This is a genomic window from Stenotrophomonas sp. CASM106, from assembly GCF_049384825.1.
Taxonomy (GTDB): Bacteria; Pseudomonadota; Gammaproteobacteria; order Xanthomonadales; family Xanthomonadaceae; genus Stenotrophomonas; species Stenotrophomonas muris.
Genome location: NZ_JBMRFS010000002.1, coordinates 179,350 through 200,892, shown reverse-complemented (window position 1 = coordinate 200,892; position 21,543 = coordinate 179,350). Strand labels below are relative to the sequence as shown.

Below are 21,543 nucleotides of genomic sequence, written 5' to 3'. Positions count from 1 at the left end.
CCAGGCCGACGCCCGGAGGGGCATTCGCGTCTGCGCATGGCATCATGCCCGGGCACCTTCCACCTGCCCGCTCCGCCCACACATGACGATCAAAGGCAAAGCCACCTCCCTGGACATCGCCCACCTGGCCGGGGTCTCCCAGCCGACCGTGTCGCGAGCCCTGCGTGGCAGCCCGATGGTCAACGCCGAGACCCGCGAGCGCATCCTGCGCATCGCCCGCGAGCTGAACTACAAGGTCGACAAGAACGCCTCCAGCCTGCGCCTGCGCAATGCCGGCACGCTGGCCCTGCTGTTCTTCGAGGACCCGACCAACGACGACTCGCTGATCAACCCGTTCTTCCATTCGATGCTGGGCTCGATCACCCGCGCCTGCGCCCTGCACGGGCAGGACCTGCTGGTCTCGTTCCAGCAGCTGTCCACCGACTGGCAGGCCGATTACGAGGACAGCAACAAGGCCGACGGCATCATCCTGCTCGGCTACGGCGACTATCACGAATCGCGCGACCGCCTGCAGCGGCTGGTCGAACAGGGCACGCACTTCGTGCGCTGGGGCGCCGCCCTGCCCGGCCAGCCCGGTGTCTCGATCGGCAGCGACAACTTCCAGGGCGGGCATGACATCACTACCCACCTGCTGCAGCAGGGCTGCCGCCGCATCGCCTTCCTCGGCCATGCCTCCAGCCACTACCCCGAATTCCAGGAGCGCTACCGCGGCCACGTCGCGGCCCTGCAGGACCACGGCCTGGCCGCCGAACCGGCGCTGCAGCACGATGCGATCACCACTGAAGCCTCCGGCCAGGAAGCCTGCCAGGCCCTGTTGGCGCGCGGCGAGCCGATCGATGCGATCTGCGCGGCCAGCGACCTGATCGCCATCGGTGCGATGCGCGCCCTGCGCGAGGCCGGGCTGCGGGTGCCGCAGGACGTGGCGGTGACCGGCTTCGACGACATCCCGCTGGCCGCTTCGGTGTCCCCCGCGCTGACCACGGTGCAGCAGGACACCAAGCAGGCCGGCCAGCTGCTGGTCGAGCGCCTGCTGGCGCTGATCGGCCGGCAGCCGGTGGACAGCCAGAGCATCCCGGTGAAGCTGGTGGTGCGCGAATCATCCCTGCGCGGGTAAGGCGCCGCTGGGCCGGCGCGCCGGCCAACGCACGACGGCGGGATTCTCCCCCATGACCAACGGCGGATGCGCACGGAGGCGGTTGCGCGGATAACGCGCAGACATTGCCCATGGAAAGGTGTACGTCGCATGCTGAAGATCGATTCGCTGTCCAAGACGTACGCCAACGGCGTGCATGCCCTCAACAACGTCACCCTGGACATCCCGCGGGGCATGTTCGGCCTGCTCGGCCCGAACGGCGCCGGCAAGTCCTCGCTGATGCGCACGCTGTCCACCCTGCAGGAGGCCGACAGCGGCACGGTGACGCTCAGCATTCCGGGCGAGGCGCCGATCGACGTGCTGCGCGACAAGGACGCCGTGCGCCGTCGGCTGGGCTACCTGCCGCAGGATTTCGGCGTGTACCCGAAAGTCAGCGCGCTGGACCTGCTGGAGCATTTCGCAGTGCTCAAGGGCCTGACCCAGCGCGCGCAGCGCCGCGAGGTGGTCGATGGGCTGCTGCAGCAGGTGAACCTGTGGGATGCCCGCAAGCGCAAGCTGGGCACCTACTCCGGCGGCATGCGCCAGCGCTTCGGCATTGCCCAGGCGCTGCTGGGCGACCCGCGGCTGGTGATCGTCGACGAGCCCACCGCCGGCCTCGACCCGGAGGAACGCAACCGCTTTCTCAACCTGCTGGCGGCGATCGGCGAGAACGTGGCGGTGATCCTGTCCACCCACATCGTCGAGGACGTGACCGACCTGTGCCCGACGATGGCGATCATGAACAAGGGCCAGGTGCTGCTGACCGGCCGCCCCAGCGAAGCGATCAACGCCCTGCAGCACCAGGTCTGGCGCAAGCAGGTCGATCCTTCAGAGCTGGCCGACCATGAAGCGCGCTACGTGGTGCTGTCGACCCGTCTGGTCGGTGGCCGCCCGGTGATCCATGTGCACAGCGCCAACGACCCCGGCGACGGCTTTGCGGCCGTGGCTCCCGACCTCGAAGACGTGTACTTCCAGCGCCTGCGCCTGCAGGCCCGTGCTCGCGCGGCAGCCTGAGCGGAGCACGCCATGATCCTCGATTTCTTCCGTTTCGAGCTGCGCGAGCAGCTGCGTTCCCCGCTGCTGTGGCTGCTGGCCGGGCTGTTCGCCCTGCTCGCCTTCGCCGCTGCGTCCAGCGACGCCGTACAGATCGGTGGTGGCAGCGGCAACGTGCACAGCAACGCGCCCACCGTGATCGCGCAGATGCTGGGCATCTTCACCCTGCTCGGCATGCTGGTCACCGCCCTGTTCGTCAGCAATGCGCTGCTGCGTGACTTCGAACTGGGCACCGCCGAGCTGATCTTCGCCAGCCCGGTGAAACGCCGCGATTACCTGGCCGGCCGCATCGCCGCCGCCCTGGCTACCGGCCTGCTGTTCTACCTGCTGGTCGCTTTCGGGCTCTGGCTGGCACCGTTCATGCCCTGGGTGGACGCCGAGCGCATGGGGCCGATCAGCTGGCAGGGCTATGCCTGGAGTTTTGCGGTCATCGTCATTCCCAACCTGTTGTTCACCACCGCGCTGCTGTCATTGCTGGCAGCGGTCACGCGTTCAATCCTGTGGGTCTACATCGGGCTGGTGGCCTACCTGGTCCTGTTCGGCGCCAGCGCGGCGGTGCTGCGCGACATCGACAACACCTGGCTGGCGGTGCTCAGCGAGCCTTTGGGCATGCGCGCCCTGTCGCGCACCATCCGCTACTGGTCCACCGCCGAGCACAACAGCGGCGTTCCCGGCCTGGCGGGCTACCTGCTGGCCAACCGTGCCCTGTGGCTGGGTGTGACGGCGCTGCTGTTCGCCGCCACGTTCGCCCTGTTCCGCACCGAGCGCAGCGGCAGCGGCCGTCGTCGCTGGGGCCGCCGGCAGGCGCAGCCGGTTGCCGACGCCGCCGCCCTCCGGCCCAACCGCAACCCGTTGCCGCGCGTGGTACCGGCATTCAGCGCGACCACCGCGTGGCAACAGTTCCTGCGCCAGGTGCGCTTCGACACGCGCGGCGTCCTGCGCAGCGTGCCGTTCATCGTGCTGCTGGTGCTGGGCCTGGCCAATTTCCTGCCCAACGCGCTGTTCCGGCAGACCCTGTACGGCACCTCGATCTGGCCGGTCACCTCGCAGATGATCATGGGCCTGCAGGGGGCCTTCAGCTGGCTGCTGGTGATCATCGTGCTGTTCTTCGCCGGTGAGCTGGTGTGGAAGGAACGCAGCGCGCGCATCAACGAAGTGACCGATGCCATGCCGGTGCCGAACTGGGTACCGCTGCTGGCCAAGTTCACCGCACTGCTGGCAGTGATCATCTGCTTCCAGGCCGCCGGTGCACTGGCGGCGATGGGCGTGCAGCTGGTCAAGGGCTACACCCACCTGGAGCCGCTGCTGTACCTGCGCAGCCTGGCGCTGGATTCGGTGATCTACATTCTGATGGGGGGCCTGGCACTGGTGCTGCAGGTGCTCACCAACAACAAGTTCGTCGGTTACGCGCTGCTGATCGTGGTGATGATCGGCCAGGGCGTGCTCGGCATGCTGGACTACACGCAGAATCTGTACACCTTCGGTGGCTGGCCCAACGCTCCCTATTCGGACATGAACGGCTACGGCCACTTCCTGCCGGGGCAGCTGGCATTCCATGGCTACTGGGCGCTGTTCCTGCTGACCCTGATGTGCCTGGCATCGGCGCTCTGGGTGCGCGGTGTCAGCCAGGGCCTGCGCCAGCGCCTGGCCCTGGCCGGCCGCCGCCTGCGCGGCCCGACCGGCGTCTTCGCCGGACTTGCGGCATTGGCCTTCGCCGGCGTGGGTAGCTGGCTGTACTGGAGCACCAATATCCGCAACGAGTTCATCTCGCCCGACCAGCAGCTGGACCTGCAGGCCCGCTACGAGCGCGAGCTGTCGAAGTACCGCAGCCTGCCGCAGCCGCGCATCGTGGCGGTGGACAACCGCGTGGACCTGTTCCCGGAATCGCAGTCGATGGTGATCGATGCGAACTGGACGGTGCGCAATACCCATGCCACGCCGATCCAGGACGTGCATGTCTCGATAGGCGATGACAAGCAGCTGGTCGACGTCGACCTGGGTGGGCAGACGCTGTCGTTGCACGATGCCGATCTCGGCTACCGCGTCTACCGCCTGCAGAAGCCGCTGCAGCCGGGCGAAACCCGCAGCGTGCATTTCCGGGTGGTGCAGAAACCCAACGGCATCACCGCCGGGCCGGCGCCGAGCAACATCGTGGACAACGGCACCTTCTTCAACAGCCGCGTGCTGCCCTCGTTCGGCTACAACGAGGGCGCCGAGATCAGCGACCGCAACGAGCGGCGCAAGCGCGGCCTGGGTGAGCCGCGGCGCATGCCCAGGCTGGAGGACGAAGCGGCGCGCGCCAACACGTACATTGCCAACGATGCCGACTGGCTCGACTTCCGCACCACGGTCTGCACCGCACCGGACCAGGTGGCGCTGGCCCCGGGCTACCTGCAGCGCGAGACCACGATCAACGGCCGGCGCTGCTTCAGCTACGCCATGGACCGGCCGATGCTGAACTTCTATGCCTATCTATCGGCACGCTGGGAGGTGCGCAAGGCGAAGTACAAGGACATCCCGATCGAGGTCTACTTCGACCCGGCGCACGGCTACAACGTGAACCGGATGATCGAGGCGGTGCAGAAGTCGCTGGCCTATTACGAGGCGAACTTCACCCCGTACCAGCACCGCCAGGTACGCATCATCGAATTCCCGGGCTATGCCCGCTTCGCGCAGTCCTTCGCCAACACCATCCCCTATTCCGAGGCCATCGGTTTCATCGCCGACCTGCGCGACCCGGACAAGGTGGACTACGTGTTCTACGTGACCGCGCACGAGATCGCGCACCAGTGGTGGGCGCACCAGGTGATCGGCGCCAACGTGCAGGGCGCGACCGTGCTGTCCGAATCGCTGTCGCAGTACTCGGCCTTGATGGTGATGGAGCAGGAATACGGCCGCCAGCACATGCGCCAGTTCCTCAAGCGCGAACTGGACGGCTACCTGTCCGGCCGCGGTGGCGAAGCCATCGAGGAACAGCCGCTGGAACGCGTGGAAAACCAGCAGTACATCCACTACCAGAAGGGTTCGCTGGTGTTCTACCGCCTGCGCGAGGAAATCGGCGAGCAGGCGCTGAACCGTGCGTTGAAGCGCTTCCTGCAGGACAAGGGCTACCAGCAGCCGCCGTACACCACCTCACGCGAGCTGCTGGGCTACATCCGCGCCGAGACCCCGGCCGACCGCCAGCAGCTGGTCACCGACCTGTTCGAGAAGATCAGCTTCTACGACAACCGGGTGATGGCCGCCAGCGCCCGCAAACGTGCTGACGGCCGCTACGACGTGACCCTGGACCTGCATGCCGCCAAGCAGTACGCCGATGGCAAGGGCAAGGAGAGCGAGGCGAAGATGGATGACTGGGTCGAGATCGGCGTGTTCGCCACCGGACCGTCGGGCAAGGAGCGCGACCAGAAGGTGCTGTACCTGCAGCGCCACCACATCACCAGCGCCGCGCCGAAGATCACGGTGACGGTGGATGAAAAGCCGGACGAAGCAGGCTTCGATCCCTACAACAAGCTGATCGACCGGGTGAGCGATGACAACCGGCGCAAGGTGACGATGTGAAGCAACGGGGCGCCGGCCGATGTGCCGGTGCTCCGCGCGACGCGTGCGGGCTTGGCTTGGCCTTGCTGTAGTGCCGAGCCCTGCCCCGCACACCGTCCACGACAACCGCGAAAGTTCAGCGCACCGGGGCCTTCGGCCCCAGCAACGCCAGCAGCACGAAGACCACGATCGAGGCGACGGTGCCAAGCACCGCCGGCAACCCGAATGCCCACGCCGGACGGCCCTGCTGGCGCGCCCACTGGCCCAGATGCCAGGCCGCCCCCAGGTTGATCAGCCAGGCAATGGCGAACACCGGCCACAGCACCATGCCCACCGCACGCAGAACAGGCATGGACACCAGTGCGGCGACGATGGCCGCGATCAGGAAGACCAGTGCGGAGCGGGAATGGCGTGATCGTGCCGGTGCGTCGGCGGGTGATTCGCTGAATTCCATGGAGAGTGCCTCGATCCCGATGTAGTCCAAAGGGGATCACGTACGGTGCCCGAAGGGAAGCTCTCTGTAGTATCGAGCCGTGCTCGACTGATCCGGCATTGCGCGAACGGCAGCCGAGCATGGGCTTGGCTCTACATGACAATCAACCCTGGGCGAAGTCCTTCAGGATCTCGCCGACGCCGCTGGGCGAGATCTCGAAGCCCAGCGAAGTGCCCGGGTTGATCACCACGCCGTAGCCACCCGGCACCCGGCGCAGCACGTCCAGCATCCGCCAGCGGATCTGGTGTTCGGCCTGCTGGCTGTAGATGCCCACCCGCGACGGATCGGTGAACACGGCCACGTGCAGGGTGCCCTGCTTGTCGAACAGCAGCGGGTCGAAGCCGCTGCCATCGGGGGTCACCAGGCTGCCGGTCAGCAGTACCACCTCGGAGGCGACGAAGGCCTCCATGAAGGCGCGGATCGGCACCGCCCCGTCCATCGCCGCCTTCAGCAGGGTTTCGATCGGGGTCTGCGGGGCGAGGTCGGTCATGGCGATACGGCGGGGCGTGAGGGGGGCCTATTGTGCCGGATATGGTCACCCCGGTAGTGCCGGCCGCTGGCCGGCACCTGAAGGTGCCATGGATTCATGGGTGCCGGCCAGCGGCCGGCACTACCGCCCCAGCCGTACGTCCCGCGCCCGCTGGTCGGCCATCGCCTTGTCCAGCTCGGCCTGCAGCGCCGGCTGCTGCACGGCGGCATCGAGCACGTACACCTTCACCCCGTGCGCCGGCACTTCGGCCTTCAGGGAAGCATCCACCTGCAACGAACCGCCGTCCAGCGCATCACGCCAGCGGCCCGCCTGGAGGTACCGCGCCACGGTGAAGGTCTTCGCACTGTCGCCCTTGTTCAGCAGCACCAGCGCGGTCTGCGCCACCTCGCCATGCTGCAGCACGCGGAAGAACACCGCCTCATCACCCTGCAGGCGCTCGTTCACCTGCAGGCCGCGCTGCAGCGCCGGAGTGGCTGCGCGCAGCCGGGCGATACGCTGCAGCGGCGCGAAGATCGGACTCTTCGGCGCAGCATCCACACGCGGCTGGCCGAAGTAAGCGCGATTGCCGGCATGCTCGGCACGGCCACGCATGAAGCCCGTCTCCGAGCCGTAATAGACCACCGGAATGCCGCGCGCGGTGAACAGCCAGTTGTGTGCATCAATGAAGCCACTGTCGCTGGCCTGCAGTCGTGGCATGTCGTGGTTGTCGTAGAAGCTCATCAGCTCGTACGGGTTGGCATACGGCCCACCGCTCAGATGCAGCGGCTCGGCCAGGGTCTCGAAACCCTTGCCGGCGGTGCCGAAGGTCTGCTCCAGTGCACCGCGCAACGGGAAGTCGAGCACGCTGACGTTGGCGTTGGCCGGCCAGGTGTGCTCTGCAATGCGCGCGGCATCGTAATCGAACGCTTCGCCGAACATGAACATGCCCGGGTGCTCGGCGCGGATACGCTTGACGAAGGCATGCCACCACGGGTGCGGCAACCAGCCGATGGTGTCGATGCGCAGCGCATCCACGCCCTGAGCGGCCCATTGCAGGTAAGCACCGACCAGGTAGTCCATCACCGCCGGATTGTCCTGGTTGAAGTCGGACAGCTCGGCCAGGTTGCCATCGAAGATCGAGCCGTCCTTGCTGTCGACCGGTCCAATGTTGTTGTAGAACGCGTGCAGCGGGTTGTGCTTCGGATCCAGTTCCTGCGGCGGCAGGTTCTGGTGGTCGGCGATCAGCTTTCCGTCCTTGTCGAAGATCTGCCCGAACTGCGGCTGCCGTGTCGGCATGGTCCAGGCCGGCGAACCGTGGTTGCCCACGATGTCCAGCACCACCTTCAAGCCGGCACCGTGCAGGCCCTTGGTCAACCCGGCGAAGTCCAGGTCCTTGCTGGGCAGGTGCTCATCGAGCTTGTAGAAGTTGATGCCCCAGTACCCGTGGTAGCCGGTCTTGCCACGATCGGTCAGCGTGCTGGTGCAGCTGATCGGCTTGCTGCCGGCAAAGGCCTCGTCCGGGTTGTCAACGATGGGCGTGATCCACACCGCACCGAAGCCGAGGTTGCGGATGTACTGCGCATTGTCGAGCACGCCACGGAAGTCGCCGCCGAGATAGCCGATGTTGCCGTCCACCTTGTCCGGGCAGGGCACCGGGATGTCGAAGGTGCGGAGCTTGCCGCCCTGGTCACGATGGTCATTGGACGGGTCACCGTTGACGAAACGGTCGGTGACCACGAAGTACACCGCATCACTGGCGAACGGTTCGGTGGTGCCCACATAGTCCGGGCGCGGCGCGGCCGCCGCATGGCCGGCCAGCAGCATCAAGGAAACAGCAACAGACAACGCAGCACGCATCACACCACCTCCGGACGGGACGGAACCCACAACACGCACAGGCCGGCAATGAACAGGCTGCAGCCGCCCAGCACCAGCACATGCATTGGCTGGCCGCCCAGCAATGTGCGCAGGGCGAAGCCGAGTGCACTGGCCGCCACCAGCTGCGGGATCACGATGAAGAAATTGAAGATGCCCATGTACACGCCCATCTTCGATGCCGGCACGCTGTCGGACAGCAGTGCATACGGCAGCGAGAGGATGGACGCCCAGGCGAAACCGACGCCAACCATCGACAGCAGCAACCAGTGCGGATCGCGGATGAACATCAGCGAGACCAGGCCGGCACCGCCCAGCCACAGGTTGACCAGATGGCTCCAGCGCAGGCCGATCGCGCGCACCATGAGTGGAATCAGCACCGCCGCCAACGCGGCGAACCCGTTGTAGGCGCCAAACAGCACGCCCACCCAGTTGGCGCCCTCGTTGTAGGCCGCCGACTCTGGTTCAGTCGAACCGAAATGGGCGCCAGCCACCGCGGCGGTGGTGTAGATCCACATCGCAAACAGCGCGAACCACGAGAAGAACTGTACCCACGCCAGGCGACGCATGGTGACCGGCATCGCGCGCAGGTCGCCGACGATGGCGGCCAGCATGTGCGTGGCCGGCAGCGTACGCGCGAGCGCCAGCAGCAGGCCATAGCCGGCACACAGGCCGGCCAGCACGTACAGCATCCGGTCGCCCTGCCGCCAGGTGATCAGCAGCGCCAGCAGTACGCCCAGCCCCAGCCATGCGGCCACCTGCACCCAGGGCGCCGGGCCGCTGATCGGCGCCGCTGCGTGATGTGCCGGAGGTTCGGCGTCATCGAAACCGGCCAGCTCCGCCGGTGAGTATTCGCGGGTGCTGACCACCGTCCAGGTAATTGCCGCCAACAGCACCACCGCGCCGAAGTAGAACGCATAGCGCACGGTATCAGGCACCTCACCTGCGGCGGCCGTATTGGCGACCCCGAAGTGGGCCAGGATGAACGGCAGGAAGCTGGCGACGATGGCGCCCACGCCGATGAAGAAGCTCTGCATGGCATAACCGGCCGGACGCTGGCGCGGCGCCAGCTGGTCGCCGACGAAGGCGCGGAACGGCTCCATCGACACGTTGATCGAGGCATCGAGTACCCACAGCGTGCCGGCGGCGATCCACAACGTCGGCGAGTTCGGCATCACCAGCAGCGCCAGCGTGGTCAGCACCGCTCCGATCATGAAATAAGGACGGCGGCGCCCCCAGCGCGTCCAGGTGCGGTCGGACAGGTAACCGATCACCGGCTGCACCAGCAGGCCGGTCAGCGGCGCGGCGATCCACAGCCCGGGCACCGCGTCGATGTCCGCGCCCAGCGTCTCGAAGATGCGGCTGGCATTGGCGTTCTGCAGGGCGAAGCCGAACTGGATGCCCAGGAAGCCGAAACACATGTTCCAGATCTGCCAGAACGACAGCTGCGGCTTGGCGGTACGATTCATCGTGCGCCCTCTGCCGCGGCCACCGGCGCCACCATCAGCGCCTGCACCTGGGCCTGGTTGAGCACGCCATCGCGTCCGCCCTTGCCCCCGGTGTAGTGCGCGAAGTGCTGCAGCGCGCTCATGTTGAAGCCTTCTTCAAGCGTGACCGTGCATCGGCCCTTGGGCACCGTGAATGTCGCCGAGGTCGAGTCCTGCACGGCCACGCTGTGCGGCAGGGTGACGGTGTGCCGCTGCAACGGCTGGCCCGGGCACTGCAGCACCAGCTGCTTCACCGCAGCGGTGACGCCGGTGTTGATCGGCCCGTTCGGATTGCGGTACTGCAGGCGCAGGCGCACCTGCCCGGCCCTGGCGGAGGTGAACTGCCAGCGCTGCGTACCCTTCAGTCGCTGCTGCGGACCGACGCAGACCATCGGGCTGTGCAGCGATTCAATTGCACCGTCGCGCCGGGTCAGGCTGAGGCAATGCTGCAGGCCATCGTCACCGATGCGTGCCAGGCCATTGCTGGCGGCGAGCGCCCGGCCGTCCTGCCACAGCACCTGGCCGGCAGCGACCACGACATTCCAGCCCCTGCCCTTGCGTTGCACCTGCGGTGCGGCCGGCGTGGCCGGTGCGCGCGCATCTGCGTCGGCCGTCGTCGCCGCGCTGCGTGGCGCGGCTGCGGCGGGCACCAGCTGCACGGTGGTGGTGGCGCCACGGGTCTTCACCTTGCCCGCCACCAGCAGGCCATCACCCACCTGCTTCGGTCGCTCCAGCACATAACGCCTGCCATCGGCCTCCAGGGAGATGCGGCGCTGATTGCCGAACAGTTCGGGCACCAGCACGGCCGGCAGCTTGGGCTGCACGCGGCCATCGTCCTGCACGCCGAATACGCCCTCGACCACCATCGACAGATAGCCGGCCACCGACCACAGCTGGCGTTCGGAGTTGACCACCGGGCCGCTCAGCACGCCCTCGTCAACATGCACCGCCTGGCTGACCAGCTCGTAGTTCTCCATGTTGGAACCGGCCAGCGCGGCGCCCTGCATCAGCGAGCGGATCTCGGCGGCGATGCGCGGTGCATCGTCCAGCTGGCGCGCCGCGCGCAGCGAATAGGCACTGACGAACGGCCAGATCGCGCGGTTGTGGTAGATCGGCTGCTGCGCCTCCTGCGGCCACACCACCGGGCTGCCGGCCGGCCCCATCGGATAGGCGGCCAATGCACGGCGCGCCCGCTCGGGTGGCAGCACTTCGGCCAGGATGCCCAGCGACAGGCCAAGCAGATCGACCTTGGCGTACGGCACCGGGTGCGCGGCCTCGCCGATGTAGCTCATGTACTGGCCGATATCCTCGCGCCAGAAGCGCGCATCGATCTGCTGCGCCAATGCATCGGCCCATGCCCTGTAGTCGGCCGCGCGGGCATCGCCGTGCTGCCCGGCCAGGCGTTCGGCCAGGCGCAGTGCCTGGTAGTGCAGCACGTTGGTGGACAATGCGTAGGAATCACCGATGAAACGCACGTCCTCGCGGGTCCAGTCTGGATAGGTCTGCTCGCGCCAGTCCAGGAAGGAGGTCTCGCCGCGGTACAGGCCCATCTGCGCGTCGAACACCATCGCGCGGTCCTGCGCCAGCGTGCCCTGCAGCGCCTGCCAGACCTGATCGGCAAACGCTCGGTCCTTCAGCAGGTGGCGTGCCGCCAGGAACCACACCACGCGATCACTGCTGATCGGCCAGCTGCCGCCGGAACCGGTGTCCTGCGCCACGAACAGGCCGGGCGTACGCCCGTCACGGGCTGCCGACAGCTTGAACTGCAGCGACTGCCGGGTGCGCTGCGGGTCCAGCCGCGCCAGCGCCAGGTCGGCGGCGAAGCTGACATCACGGGTCCACACATAGGGCCAGCGTGCACCGGTCTGGAAGCACTCGCACGGGACCGGCCGGCCCTCGTCGAACGCCGGATCACGGATCGCGTCCACGCGGTCCTGGGACATCTCCTGCTGGGCGAGCGCGAACAGGGCATCGAACATCACGCTGCCGGTCTGGCTGCGCATCGGTGCGGCTGCGATCTGCACTGCGCCCTTCGGCGCATGCAGCACGAAGCTGCCCTTGGCAGCGGCTTCGGCGCGCGCATGGCGACCGTCGAATTGCAGGTCGGCCGCCTGCGCGGTCGATCCCAGCGCTGCCCCCAGGGCAGCGGTCAGGCAAATGATCTTCAGCATCGAAGCGGCGGACCGGCTTGCGCCCGTCGGCCTCCCTCCCTCTCTGCACGCGTTGTAGGTCCGCACCGTCGTTGCCGGCGGGCGGGCGCGGCCCCTCCCTCAAGGTGCCTGGACCCCATGGTAGACGCGGGGCTGTCGGCTGCGTCCAGTTGCATACGTATTCATGGCATCGCGCGGTGGCGCGCCCGCCGCGCTGGCTTATGGTCCGGGTCTGCCAACGGCGCCTTGGGAGGGGAATTGCCGATGTCATCCACTGCTGTACGCGCGGTGTTCGCGCACATGCTTGGGCTGGCCCTGATCGGGTGGGCCACGCTGGTACAGGCCACGCCGCAGGTGGCCAGCGTCGAATCGCCGGGCAAGGTATTGAAGGTCAGTCTGCTGCTGGACGGCGGCACCGCCCGCTACCGTGTCGAGCGCCTGGGCGACACCGTGGTGGAGGATTCGAAGCTGGGCTTTGCCCTGCGCGACGGTCGCCTGGACCGCGATTTCGCCCTGCTGGGCCAGCAGCGGCGCAGCGTCGATGACACCTGGGAGCAGCCGTGGGGCGAGCGCCGGCTCACCCGCAACCACTTCAACGAGCTGACCGTGCAGCTGGCTGAAACCACCGGCCGCAAGCGGCGGCTGGATGTGGTGTTCCGCGTCTACGATGATGGCCTTGGCTTCCGGTATGTGTTCCCTGAGCAACCGAACCTGCGCGAAGCCATCATCGATGACGAACTGACCGAGTTCGCCATCGCGCCCGAATCAACCGCCTGGTGGATTCCCGCCGGCGAACCGATCCACTACGAATACCTGTATCAGCGCACGCCGCTGCGCGAAGTGCCGCTGGTGCATACGCCGATGACCCTGCGCAGCCGCGATGGCCTGCACGTGGCGATCCACGAGGCAGCGCTGGTGGACTATGCCGGCATGTGGCTGCGGCGCACCGAGGGGCAGCGCCTGCGCGCGCAGCTGTCGCCCTCGGCCGAAGGCTGGAAGGTACGCCGCACCCTGCCCTTCGCCACGCCGTGGCGCACGCTGCAGATCGCCGATCGTGCCGGTGGCCTGGTCGAATCGGACCTGATCCTCAACCTCAATGAACCCAACGCGCTGGGCGATGTCAGCTGGGTGAAGCCGGCCAAGTACCTGGGCGTGTGGTGGTCGATGCACCTGGACAACGAGAGCTGGGCAACCGGACCGAAGCACGCGGCCACCACCGCCAAGACCAGGAAGGTGATCGACTTCGCCGCCGCGCATGGCTTCCGTGGCGTGCTGGTGGAAGGCTGGAACCCGGGCTGGGACGGCAACTGGGTGGGCAATGGCTACGACTTCGATTTCACCCGTGCCACGCCCGATTTCGATATCGAAGCGCTGTCGGCGTATGGCCTGAAAAAGGGTGTGCACCTGATCGGCCACCATGAAACCGGCTGCGCCATCGAGCACTACGAGGACCAGCTGGGCGCCGCGCTGGACCTGTACGCACGGCTGGGCGTGGACCAGTTCAAGACCGGCTACGTCTGCGACGATGGCCAGGTCGACCGCCGCAACCCCGCGGGGGGCCCACTGTGGCGCGAGTGGCACGACGGGCAGTTCATGGCCCGCCACCACCTGAAGGTGGTGCAGGAAGCTGCGCGCCGGCATCTGTCGGTCAACCCGCATGAGCCGATAAAGGATACCGGCCTGCGCCGCACCTATCCCAACTGGATCTCACGCGAAGGCGCGCGCGGCATGGAATACAACGCCTGGGGCCAGCCGCCGAACCCGCCCGAGCACGAGGTCAACCTGGTGTTCACCCGCATGCTGGCCGGGCCAATGGATTACACCCCCGGCATCCTCAGCCTGAAGGGCCGCCACGGCCAGGCCATTCCCAGCACGCTGGCCCGCCAGCTTGCCCTGTACGTGGTGCTGTACAGCCCGATCCAGATGGCCGCGGACCTGCCCGAACACTACCTGCAGCATCGCGAGGCGTTCCGTTTCATCGAGGACGTGGCGGTGGACTGGGAGCAGAGCCGCGTGCTCGATGGCGAAGTGGGTGACTACGTGACGATCGTGCGCCGCGACCGCAACAGCCGCGACTGGTTCCTCGGCAGCATCACCGACGAACACGGCCGCGTGCTGCCGGTACCGCTGGGCTTCCTGGAGCCAGGCGTGCGCTATCGCGCCGAGATCTACCGCGATGGTGAAGGCGCTGATTTCCGCAGCAACCCGTTCGCGTTCGCACGCGAAACCCGCGAGGTGACCAGTGCCGATGCACTGACGCTGGTGCTGGCACCGGGCGGTGGGCAGGCCATTCGCTTCACGCCCATCCACTGAACGTTTTCCTACCTGCGCTCCCGTAGCGCCCGAGCCCATGCTCGGGCGGCGGTGCGTAGCACCGAAACGCAGCCGAGCATGGGCTCGGCTCTACCGAACAAGGCACCTGAAAGCGATTACAACCCTGCAGACGCCATTGAATACGTATGCAGGGTGATTCCCGCGAAGAACGCGCTGCCTACCATAGCGGCGACGACAGCGGCCACCGCGTCGCACGTTCACGGCCCCGCCGGAACGCTCACAAATCGATCTGCAACATTGCCTGGGAGGGGAAAATGTTGAACCACAAGCGCAGCGCGCTGAGCATCGCGCTGGCCGTTGTCCTGGCGCCGACGCTGGCGTCGGCACAGTCCACGCAGAACACCACCACGCCGGCCGGCACCGCCGCCACCAACCTGGATACGGTGCAGGTCACCGGCATCCGCCGCGGCATCGAGAGCGCGATCGCGGTCAAGCAGGACGCCACCTCGGTGGTCGAGGCAATCTCCGCTGAAGACATCGGCAAGCTGCCCGACGTCAGCATCGCCGAATCCATCTCGCGCCTGCCCGGCCTGGCCGCCCAGCGCGTGGCCGGCCGTGCGCAGGTGATCAGCGTGCGCGGCCTGTCGCCGGACTTCGCCACCACCCTGCTCAATGGTCGCGAAGTGGTCAGCACCGGCGACAACCGCGGCGTCGAGTTCGACCAGTACCCGTCCGAGCTGGTCAACGGCGTGACGGTGTACAAGACCCCGGACGCGGCGCTGGTCGGCCAGGGCCTGTCAGGCACCATCGACATGCAGACCGCGCGCCCGCTCAGCTTCGGCGAGCGCGTGATCGCGGTCAGTGGCCGCTACCAGAAGAGCTCGCTGGGCCGCGCCGCCAACACCGATCCGTACGGCAACCGCTTCAGCGCCAGCTACATCGACCAGTTCCTGGACAAGACCCTGGGCATCGCCATCGGCTATGCGCACAGCGACATGCCGATCCAGGAGAACCAGGTCGGCCTGTACGAGCCGTGGACCACCGAGCACACCGACAAGGGCGACCGCCCGGGCGTGGGTGCCGGCACCTACTTCTCCGATGGCATCAAGGCGCTGCGCCGCACCGGCAACAACAAGCGCGACGGCGTGATGGCCACGATCCAGTTCCGCCCGAACAACAGCTGGACCAGCACCTTCGATGCCTTCCACACCGAAGCCGAGCAGATCGACACCGCCAACCAGTTCGAGCTGAACCTCAGCAACTACAACGGCAACTACACCCCGGGCCTGCTGGTCAGCAACCCGCAGGTCAACGCCAACGGCTCGTTCACCGGCGGCACCGCCAGCGGCGTGTATCCGCTGGTGCGCGGCATGTACAACAAGCGCAAGGACAAGATCGATGCGTTCGGCTGGAACAACGAGTTCAACTTCGGCGGCGTCAAGCTGGTCGCCGACCTGAACTACTCCAAGGCCACGCGCGACGAGCTGAACCTGGAAAACAACCTGCAGCTGACCCCGATGCCGCAGCTGGACACGGTCGGCGTGTCGATCCGCCAGGACGGCTTCTCGCAGATCACCCCGGGCCTGAACTACTCCAACCCCGATGCGCTGTTCCTGACCAACACGATCTACGGCTCCGGCTACGGCAAGGTGCCGCAGGTGGAAGACCGCCTGAAGGGCGGCAAGCTGGCTGCCACCATCGCCCTTCCTGATGCCATCGCCTCGTGGGCACCGGACATCGACATCGGCGTGAACTATGCCGACCGCCGCAAGGTGAAGACCCAGTCCGAAGGCAACATCCTGCTCGGCGCACAGGGCGATGCCAACATCGCCTCGGACCTGCAGTACCGTCCGGTGGACCTGGGCTTCGCCGGCCTCGGCACCATCCCGGCCTGGAACGTACCGGCCGCTGTGGGTCGTTACATGACCTTCAACCCGGTCGACAACCTGGACTACTTGATCCCCAAGTCGTGGACGGTCGAAGAGAAGATCACCACCGCCTGGGCGCGCCTGAACATCAACACCGACATCGGTGAAGTGGGCGTGCGCGGCAACATCGGCGTGCAGATGCAGCACACCGACCAGAGCTCGGATTCGCGCTACTTTGACCGCTCCCGCCCAGCGGGCGAGAACGTTCTTCCTATCGCCAGCGGGAAAACTTATAACGATTGGTTGCCGAGCCTGAACCTGGCCTTCCTGTTCCCGCACCAGCAGACCCTTCGCTTCGCCGTCGCCAAGCAGGTCGCACGCCCGCGCGTGGATCAGATGCGCGCCGGTCTGGATTTTGGTGTTGCCCGAGAAACCGGCAAGCCCGGGGCCAGCGGCGGCAACCCCCTGCTGGATCCCTGGCGTGCAACCGCGGTCGACTTGTCTTACGAGAAGTACTTCGGCGAGAAGGCCTACGTAGCGGCGGCGATCTTCTACAAGGACCTGAAGAGTTACGTCTATACGCAGACAATTGATGGTTATGATTTCAGCGACCAAGTGGCCAACTGGGTTTCTCAACCAGGTGATGCGCCGGTGCTGACCACCGGCACCTTCTCCGCGCCGCAGAACGGCAAGGGCGGCACGCTGAAGGGCCTGGAACTGACCGCATCGTTCCCGCTGGACATGCTGACCGACAGCCTGCGTGGCTTCGGCCTGCAGGCCAGCGCGACCTTCAACAAGAGCGACATCACCATCCTGGATCCGGAGAGCGCCTCCAGCGTGGGCAGTGAACCGATCAGCCTGCCGGGCCTGTCCAAGCGCGTGTACAACTTCACTGCCTATTACGAGCGCAGCGGTTTTGAAGCACGCGTCAGCCAGCGCCGGCGGTCGGACTTCATCGGTGAGATCGGCAACTTCAACGGCAACCGCAGCCTGCGCTATGTCGTCGGCGAAAACGTGACCGATGCGCAGGTCAGCTACACCTTCAGCGACAGCAGCGCCCTGCGTGGCCTGACCCTGCTGCTGCAGGGCAGCAACCTGACCAACGAGCCGTACCGCACCTACGCCGGCAGCAAGGACCGCCCGCTGGAGTACATCGAATGGGGCCGCACCTACATGCTGGGCGTGAACTACAAGTTCTGAGGCAGCGCCGGGCCCTGCCCGGCAGCCCGGACCCGGTAGTGCCGGCCGCTGGCCGGCAACAGAAAACAGGGAGCAGGACCGGAAACCCGCTGCGCAGGCAGCGGGTTTTCCTTTGCGCGGATGCCGGCCGCTGGTCGGCAAGGCCCAGCCACAAAAAAGGGACGGGGCGCTTCGGCCCCGTCCCCGCAAGTACCGCCACCGGAGAAAACGGTCAGCTGCGTCGGGCGCAATACACCGCGCGTGGCGGCAGCTGGAGTTCATTGCCCTGCACCGTGCCCGCATCCGGGCCCGGTACCACCACCTGCTGCCAGTTGCCCGGCGGCAGCGGATGGCTCACCGCTTCGGCCGACAGGTTGAAGGCCAGCAGGAGGGTTTCATCTGCAAGCATACGCTCGAACAGCAGCACGGGCTCGGCGCTTTCAAGAAATCTGATGCTGCCATGCAGGAGGGCCGGCTGGGTATGCCGCCAGGCCAGAAACGCGCGGAACGCCGCCAGCACCGAATGCGGGTCGCGCTCCTGCACGGCGACCGCCGCGGCCCGGTGTTCGGCCGGGATCGGCAGCCAGGGCTGGCCAGTGGTGAAGCCGGCCAGCGGTGCATCGGTCCACGGCAGCGGGGTACGGCAGCCGTCACGGCCCTTGAAATTCGGCCAGAAGGTGATGCCATAGGGGTCCTGCAGGGCCTCGAACGGCACCTCGGCCTCGGCCAGGCCCAGCTCCTCGCCCTGGTACAGGCAGACCGAACCGCGCAGCGAGCACAGCATCGCCACCAGCATCCGCGCCAGGCGCGGGTCGGCGGGGTGGCCGCCCCAGCGGCTGACCGCGCGCTCCACATCGTGGTTGGACACCGCCCAGCACGGCCAGCCTTCGGTCATCGCTGCTTCCAGGCGCGAGACCGTATCGCGGATGTAGGCCGCACTGTAGTCGTCCACCAGCAGCTCGAAGCTGTAGCCCATGTGCAGGCGGCCATCGCGGGTGTACTCGGCCGTGGTGGCCAGCGAGTCTTCCGAAGAGATCTCGCCCAGGCTGACCGCCCCCGGGTATTCGTCCAGCAGCGCGCGCAGGCGCTCCAGGAACGGCAGGTTCTCCGGCTGCGTGTTGTTGTAGTAGTGGTACTGGTAGGCGTACGGGTTGTCCGGGCTGAAGCCGCGCCCCACCCGCTTGTCGGCGGGCTTGGCCGGGTTGTCACGCAACTGTGCGTCGTGGAAGCAGAAGTTGATCGCATCCAGGCGGAAGCCATCCACGCCGCGGTCGAGCCAGAAGCGCAAGTTGTCCAGGGTCGCCTGCTGCACGTCCGGGTGATGGAAATTCAGGTCCGGCTGGTCGACCAGGAAGTTGTGCAGGTAGTACTGCTCACGGCGCGGCTCCCACTGCCAGGCGCAGCCGCCGAACAGCGACAGCCAGTTGTTGGGCGGGGTGCCATCCTCGCGCGGGTCGGCCCAGACGTACCAGTCGGCCTTCGGATTGCTGCGGTCCTGGCGGCTCTCACGGAACCACGCATGCTCGATCGAAGTGTGGCTCAGCACTTGGTCGATCATCACCTTCAGGCCCAGGCCGTGGGCCTTGGCCAACAGGCGGTCAAAGTCGTCCAGGCTGCCGAACAGCGGGTCGACATCGCGGTAATCGGCGATGTCGTAGCCGAAGTCGGCCATCGGCGACCTGAAGAACGGCGAGATCCAGATCGCATCCACGCCCAGCGCGGCAATGTGGTCCAGGCGCTGGATGATGCCGGGCAGATCGCCCACGCCATCGCCATTGGCATCGAGGTAACTGCGCGGGTAGATCTGGTAGATGACGGCTCCGCGCCACCATGGATAGTGCGACATCGACAGCCCCCCTCCGGGCATGCGGGACCCGCCGGCAGCGGGCCGAAATCCTGATCCGGCAAGCTTAGCGGCGGGCTCCCAGGCATGGCGCAACCTGCATACGTATTCACGCGGAGGGCCGCGCAGGCCGGGCTGGAATTGCCGCTCGGGCCGGTTTGCGCCCGAATTCACGGCCAGCGCCTATAATCGGTGGTGAGCCTGAAAGCCTGATCGCATGACCATCACCGAAGACACCCGTCCCGCCCTGGGCCTGCCCCAGATCCAGTCGCTTGCCGCGGCCGACATGGCCGCCGTCGACGCCCTGATCCGGCGCCGGCTGTCCTCGGACGTCGTGCTGATCAACCAGATCGCTGACCACATCATTTCCGCCGGCGGCAAACGCCTGCGCCCGATGCTGGTGATGCTGGCCGGCCATGCGGTCGGCCAGGCCGGTCCGGAGCACCACCAGCTGGCGGCGATCATCGAGTTCATCCACACCTCCACCCTGCTGCACGACGACGTGGTGGACGAATCCAGCCTGCGCCGCGGCCGCAGCACCGCCAACGCACTGTGGGGCAACGCGCCCAGCGTGCTGGTCGGCGACTTCCTGTACTCGCGCAGCTTCCAGCTGATGGTCGAGCTGGAGCGCATGCCGGTGATGCAGATCCTGGCCGACGCCACCAACCGCATCGCCGAGGGTGAAGTGCTGCAGCTGCTGCACGTACACAACCCGGATACCGACGAAGCCGCCTACCTGCGCGTGATCGAGCGCAAGACCGCGGTGCTGTTCGCCGCCGGCACCCGCCTGGGCGCGCTGGCCAGCGGCGTGGATGAAGCGACCCAGCAGGCCCTGTTCGACTACGGCATGCACCTGGGCTACGCGTTCCAGATCGCCGACGACGTGCTGGACTACTCGGCCAACGCCGAGGAGCTGGGCAAGAACCTGGGCGACGACCTCGCCGAGGGCAAGGCCACGCTGCCGCTGATCCACGCGATGGCCCACTCCGACAACGCCACCCGCGAGCGCCTGCGCACCATCGTGCAGGACGGTGACGCCTCGGCGATGCCGGAAGTGCTGGCCGCGATCCGCGCCACCGGCGGCCTGGAGTACAGCCGCGCGCGTGCAGAGGAATATGCCGAAGCCGCCGAGCGCGCGCTCGATGGCCTGGGCGACAACGATGCCGTGGCCGCCCTGCGCGGCCTGGCCCGCTACGCGGTGCAGCGCTCGCATTGACCGGCTGAGGTGTGCTGACCAACGGTCGGCACCCACCAAACCGGCATTCCGGTGGGTGCCGACCGTTGGTCGGCACTGAAGCATCGGTAGTGCCGGCCGCTGGCCGGCATTCCCGATGACATCCGCAGCATCATGAGGTTGCCGGCCAGCGGCCGGCACTACCACTGCACGAATCAACGTTTCTCGAAGCGTTCCTCGAAGAACTCATCCAGCGCCTTCCATGCGCGCTTCGCCGCCCGCTCGTTGTACTGGCACCCCGGCGGACTGTTGGCATCGCGCTCGGCGAAGCAGTGCACCGCACCGCTGTAGTTGGTGAACTCCCAATCGACCTTGGCCGCGTCCATTTCCTTCTGGAAGCCAGCGATGTCCTCGGCAGTCACGCTCCTGTCGTCTGCGCCGTTGAGCACCAGCACCGACGGATGGCTGCCACCGGCCTGCGCCGGCAGCGGTGAACCCAACCCACCGTGCAGGCTGACCACACCGGCCAGCGGCGCACCGGCACGGGCCAGTTCCAGCACCGTGGTGCCGCCGAAACAGAAGCCCACCGCGCCAATCCGGCCGGCATCGAGCGGCACCTTGCCCGCCTGCGCCCTGAGCACGTTCACCGCCTCCAGCGCACGTGCGCGCAGCAGCGGCCTGTCATTGCGCAGCTTGGTTGCCACCGGCCCGGCCTCGGCATCGGTCTTCGGCCGCACGCCCTTTCCGTAGACATCGGCCACCAGCACCACGTAATCATCGCCGGCCAGCTGCTTGGCCTTTTCGACCGCCGATTCGTTCACGCCCTTCCAGTTCGGCACCATCACCAGGCCCGGGCGCTTGTCGTTGTCGCCGTCGTCATAGACCAGCACGCCACTGAAGGTCGTGCCCTGGTGTTTCCATTCCACCGGCTGGGTCTTCATCGCCGCCCACGCCGGCATCGCCGCCAGCCCCAGGATCACCGCCACACCGCATCGCCAACGATTCATGC

General features: G+C 67.0%; 13 protein-coding genes. 6 read left to right on the top strand and 7 right to left on the bottom strand.

From position 1 onward, the window contains the following. Positions 1-82: 82 nt before the first annotated feature. The 3 genes from VG556_RS04665 (at position 83) to VG556_RS04655 (ending at position 5,743) form a co-directional block, all read left to right on the top strand. Positions 83-1,114 carry a LacI family DNA-binding transcriptional regulator gene (locus VG556_RS04665; protein ID WP_014646297.1) on the top strand — a complete coding sequence of 344 codons (1,032 nt, stop codon included), beginning with the start codon at positions 83-85 and terminating at the stop codon, positions 1,112-1,114. Positions 1,115-1,243: 129 nt separating this feature from the next. Continuing rightward, positions 1,244-2,146, top strand: a complete 903-nt coding sequence (locus VG556_RS04660) for an ABC transporter ATP-binding protein (protein ID WP_046429400.1) — start codon at positions 1,244-1,246, stop codon at positions 2,144-2,146. A 12-nt stretch (positions 2,147-2,158) separates the two neighbouring features. Continuing rightward, positions 2,159-5,743 (top strand): ABC transporter permease/M1 family aminopeptidase, encoded by a 3,585-nt coding sequence (locus tag VG556_RS04655; protein WP_423179979.1) that lies wholly within the window; start codon positions 2,159-2,161, stop codon positions 5,741-5,743. A gap of 115 nt (positions 5,744-5,858) precedes the next feature. Here the strand turns inward: VG556_RS04655 and VG556_RS04650 are convergent, their stop codons facing one another. From VG556_RS04650 to VG556_RS04630, 5 genes are all read right to left on the bottom strand, one after another. After that, the gene (locus tag VG556_RS04650; protein WP_049404961.1) at positions 5,859-6,176 is read right to left on the bottom strand and encodes a hypothetical protein; all 318 of its coding nucleotides are present in this window, start codon (positions 6,174-6,176) and stop codon (positions 5,859-5,861) included. A gap of 142 nt (positions 6,177-6,318) precedes the next feature. Next, complete coding sequence (locus tag VG556_RS04645; protein ID WP_021203054.1) at positions 6,319-6,705, bottom strand: SseB family protein; 387 nt, start codon at positions 6,703-6,705, stop codon at positions 6,319-6,321. Between the two features lie 120 nt (positions 6,706-6,825). Continuing rightward, on the bottom strand, positions 6,826-8,541 hold the full coding sequence (locus VG556_RS04640; RefSeq protein WP_049404962.1) for an alpha-amylase family glycosyl hydrolase: 1,716 nt from the start codon (positions 8,539-8,541) through the stop codon (positions 6,826-6,828). Then, complete coding sequence (locus VG556_RS04635) at positions 8,541-10,028, bottom strand: MFS transporter (protein ID WP_049404963.1); 1,488 nt, start codon at positions 10,026-10,028, stop codon at positions 8,541-8,543. Before VG556_RS04635 ends, VG556_RS04640 begins: the two co-directional genes overlap by 1 nt. After that, positions 10,025-12,217, bottom strand: coding sequence for a Six-hairpin glycosidase-like protein (locus tag VG556_RS04630; protein ID WP_049404964.1), 2,193 nt, complete (start codon positions 12,215-12,217; stop codon positions 10,025-10,027). Before VG556_RS04630 ends, VG556_RS04635 begins: the two co-directional genes overlap by 4 nt. A gap of 237 nt (positions 12,218-12,454) precedes the next feature. Here VG556_RS04630 and VG556_RS04625 point away from each other — a divergent pair, with 237 nt between their 5' ends. Together VG556_RS04625 and VG556_RS04620 are read left to right on the top strand one after the other, a co-directional pair. Next, positions 12,455-14,509, top strand: a complete 2,055-nt coding sequence (locus VG556_RS04625; protein ID WP_049404965.1) for a glycoside hydrolase family 97 protein — start codon at positions 12,455-12,457, stop codon at positions 14,507-14,509. Positions 14,510-14,784: 275 nt separating this feature from the next. Then, the gene (locus VG556_RS04620) at positions 14,785-17,538 is read left to right on the top strand and encodes a TonB-dependent receptor (protein ID WP_049404974.1); all 2,754 of its coding nucleotides are present in this window, start codon (positions 14,785-14,787) and stop codon (positions 17,536-17,538) included. 211 nt (positions 17,539-17,749) lie between these two features. Here VG556_RS04620 and VG556_RS04615 read toward each other — a convergent pair whose 3' ends face one another. After that, entirely contained in the window at positions 17,750-19,363 is a 1,614-nt protein-coding gene (locus VG556_RS04615) for an alpha-glucosidase family protein (RefSeq protein ID WP_100449587.1), read from the bottom strand. A 214-nt stretch (positions 19,364-19,577) separates the two neighbouring features. On the opposite strand from VG556_RS04615, the gene VG556_RS04610 reads away from it, so the two are divergent. Further along, positions 19,578-20,576: a polyprenyl synthetase family protein gene (locus tag VG556_RS04610; RefSeq protein WP_014646286.1), complete on the top strand. Its 999-nt coding sequence runs from the start codon at positions 19,578-19,580 to the stop codon at positions 20,574-20,576. A gap of 173 nt (positions 20,577-20,749) precedes the next feature. Here VG556_RS04610 and VG556_RS04605 read toward each other — a convergent pair whose 3' ends face one another. Further along, positions 20,750-21,541, bottom strand: coding sequence for a dienelactone hydrolase family protein (locus tag VG556_RS04605; RefSeq protein WP_100449586.1), 792 nt, complete (start codon positions 21,539-21,541; stop codon positions 20,750-20,752). Positions 21,542-21,543 lie beyond the last annotated feature (2 nt).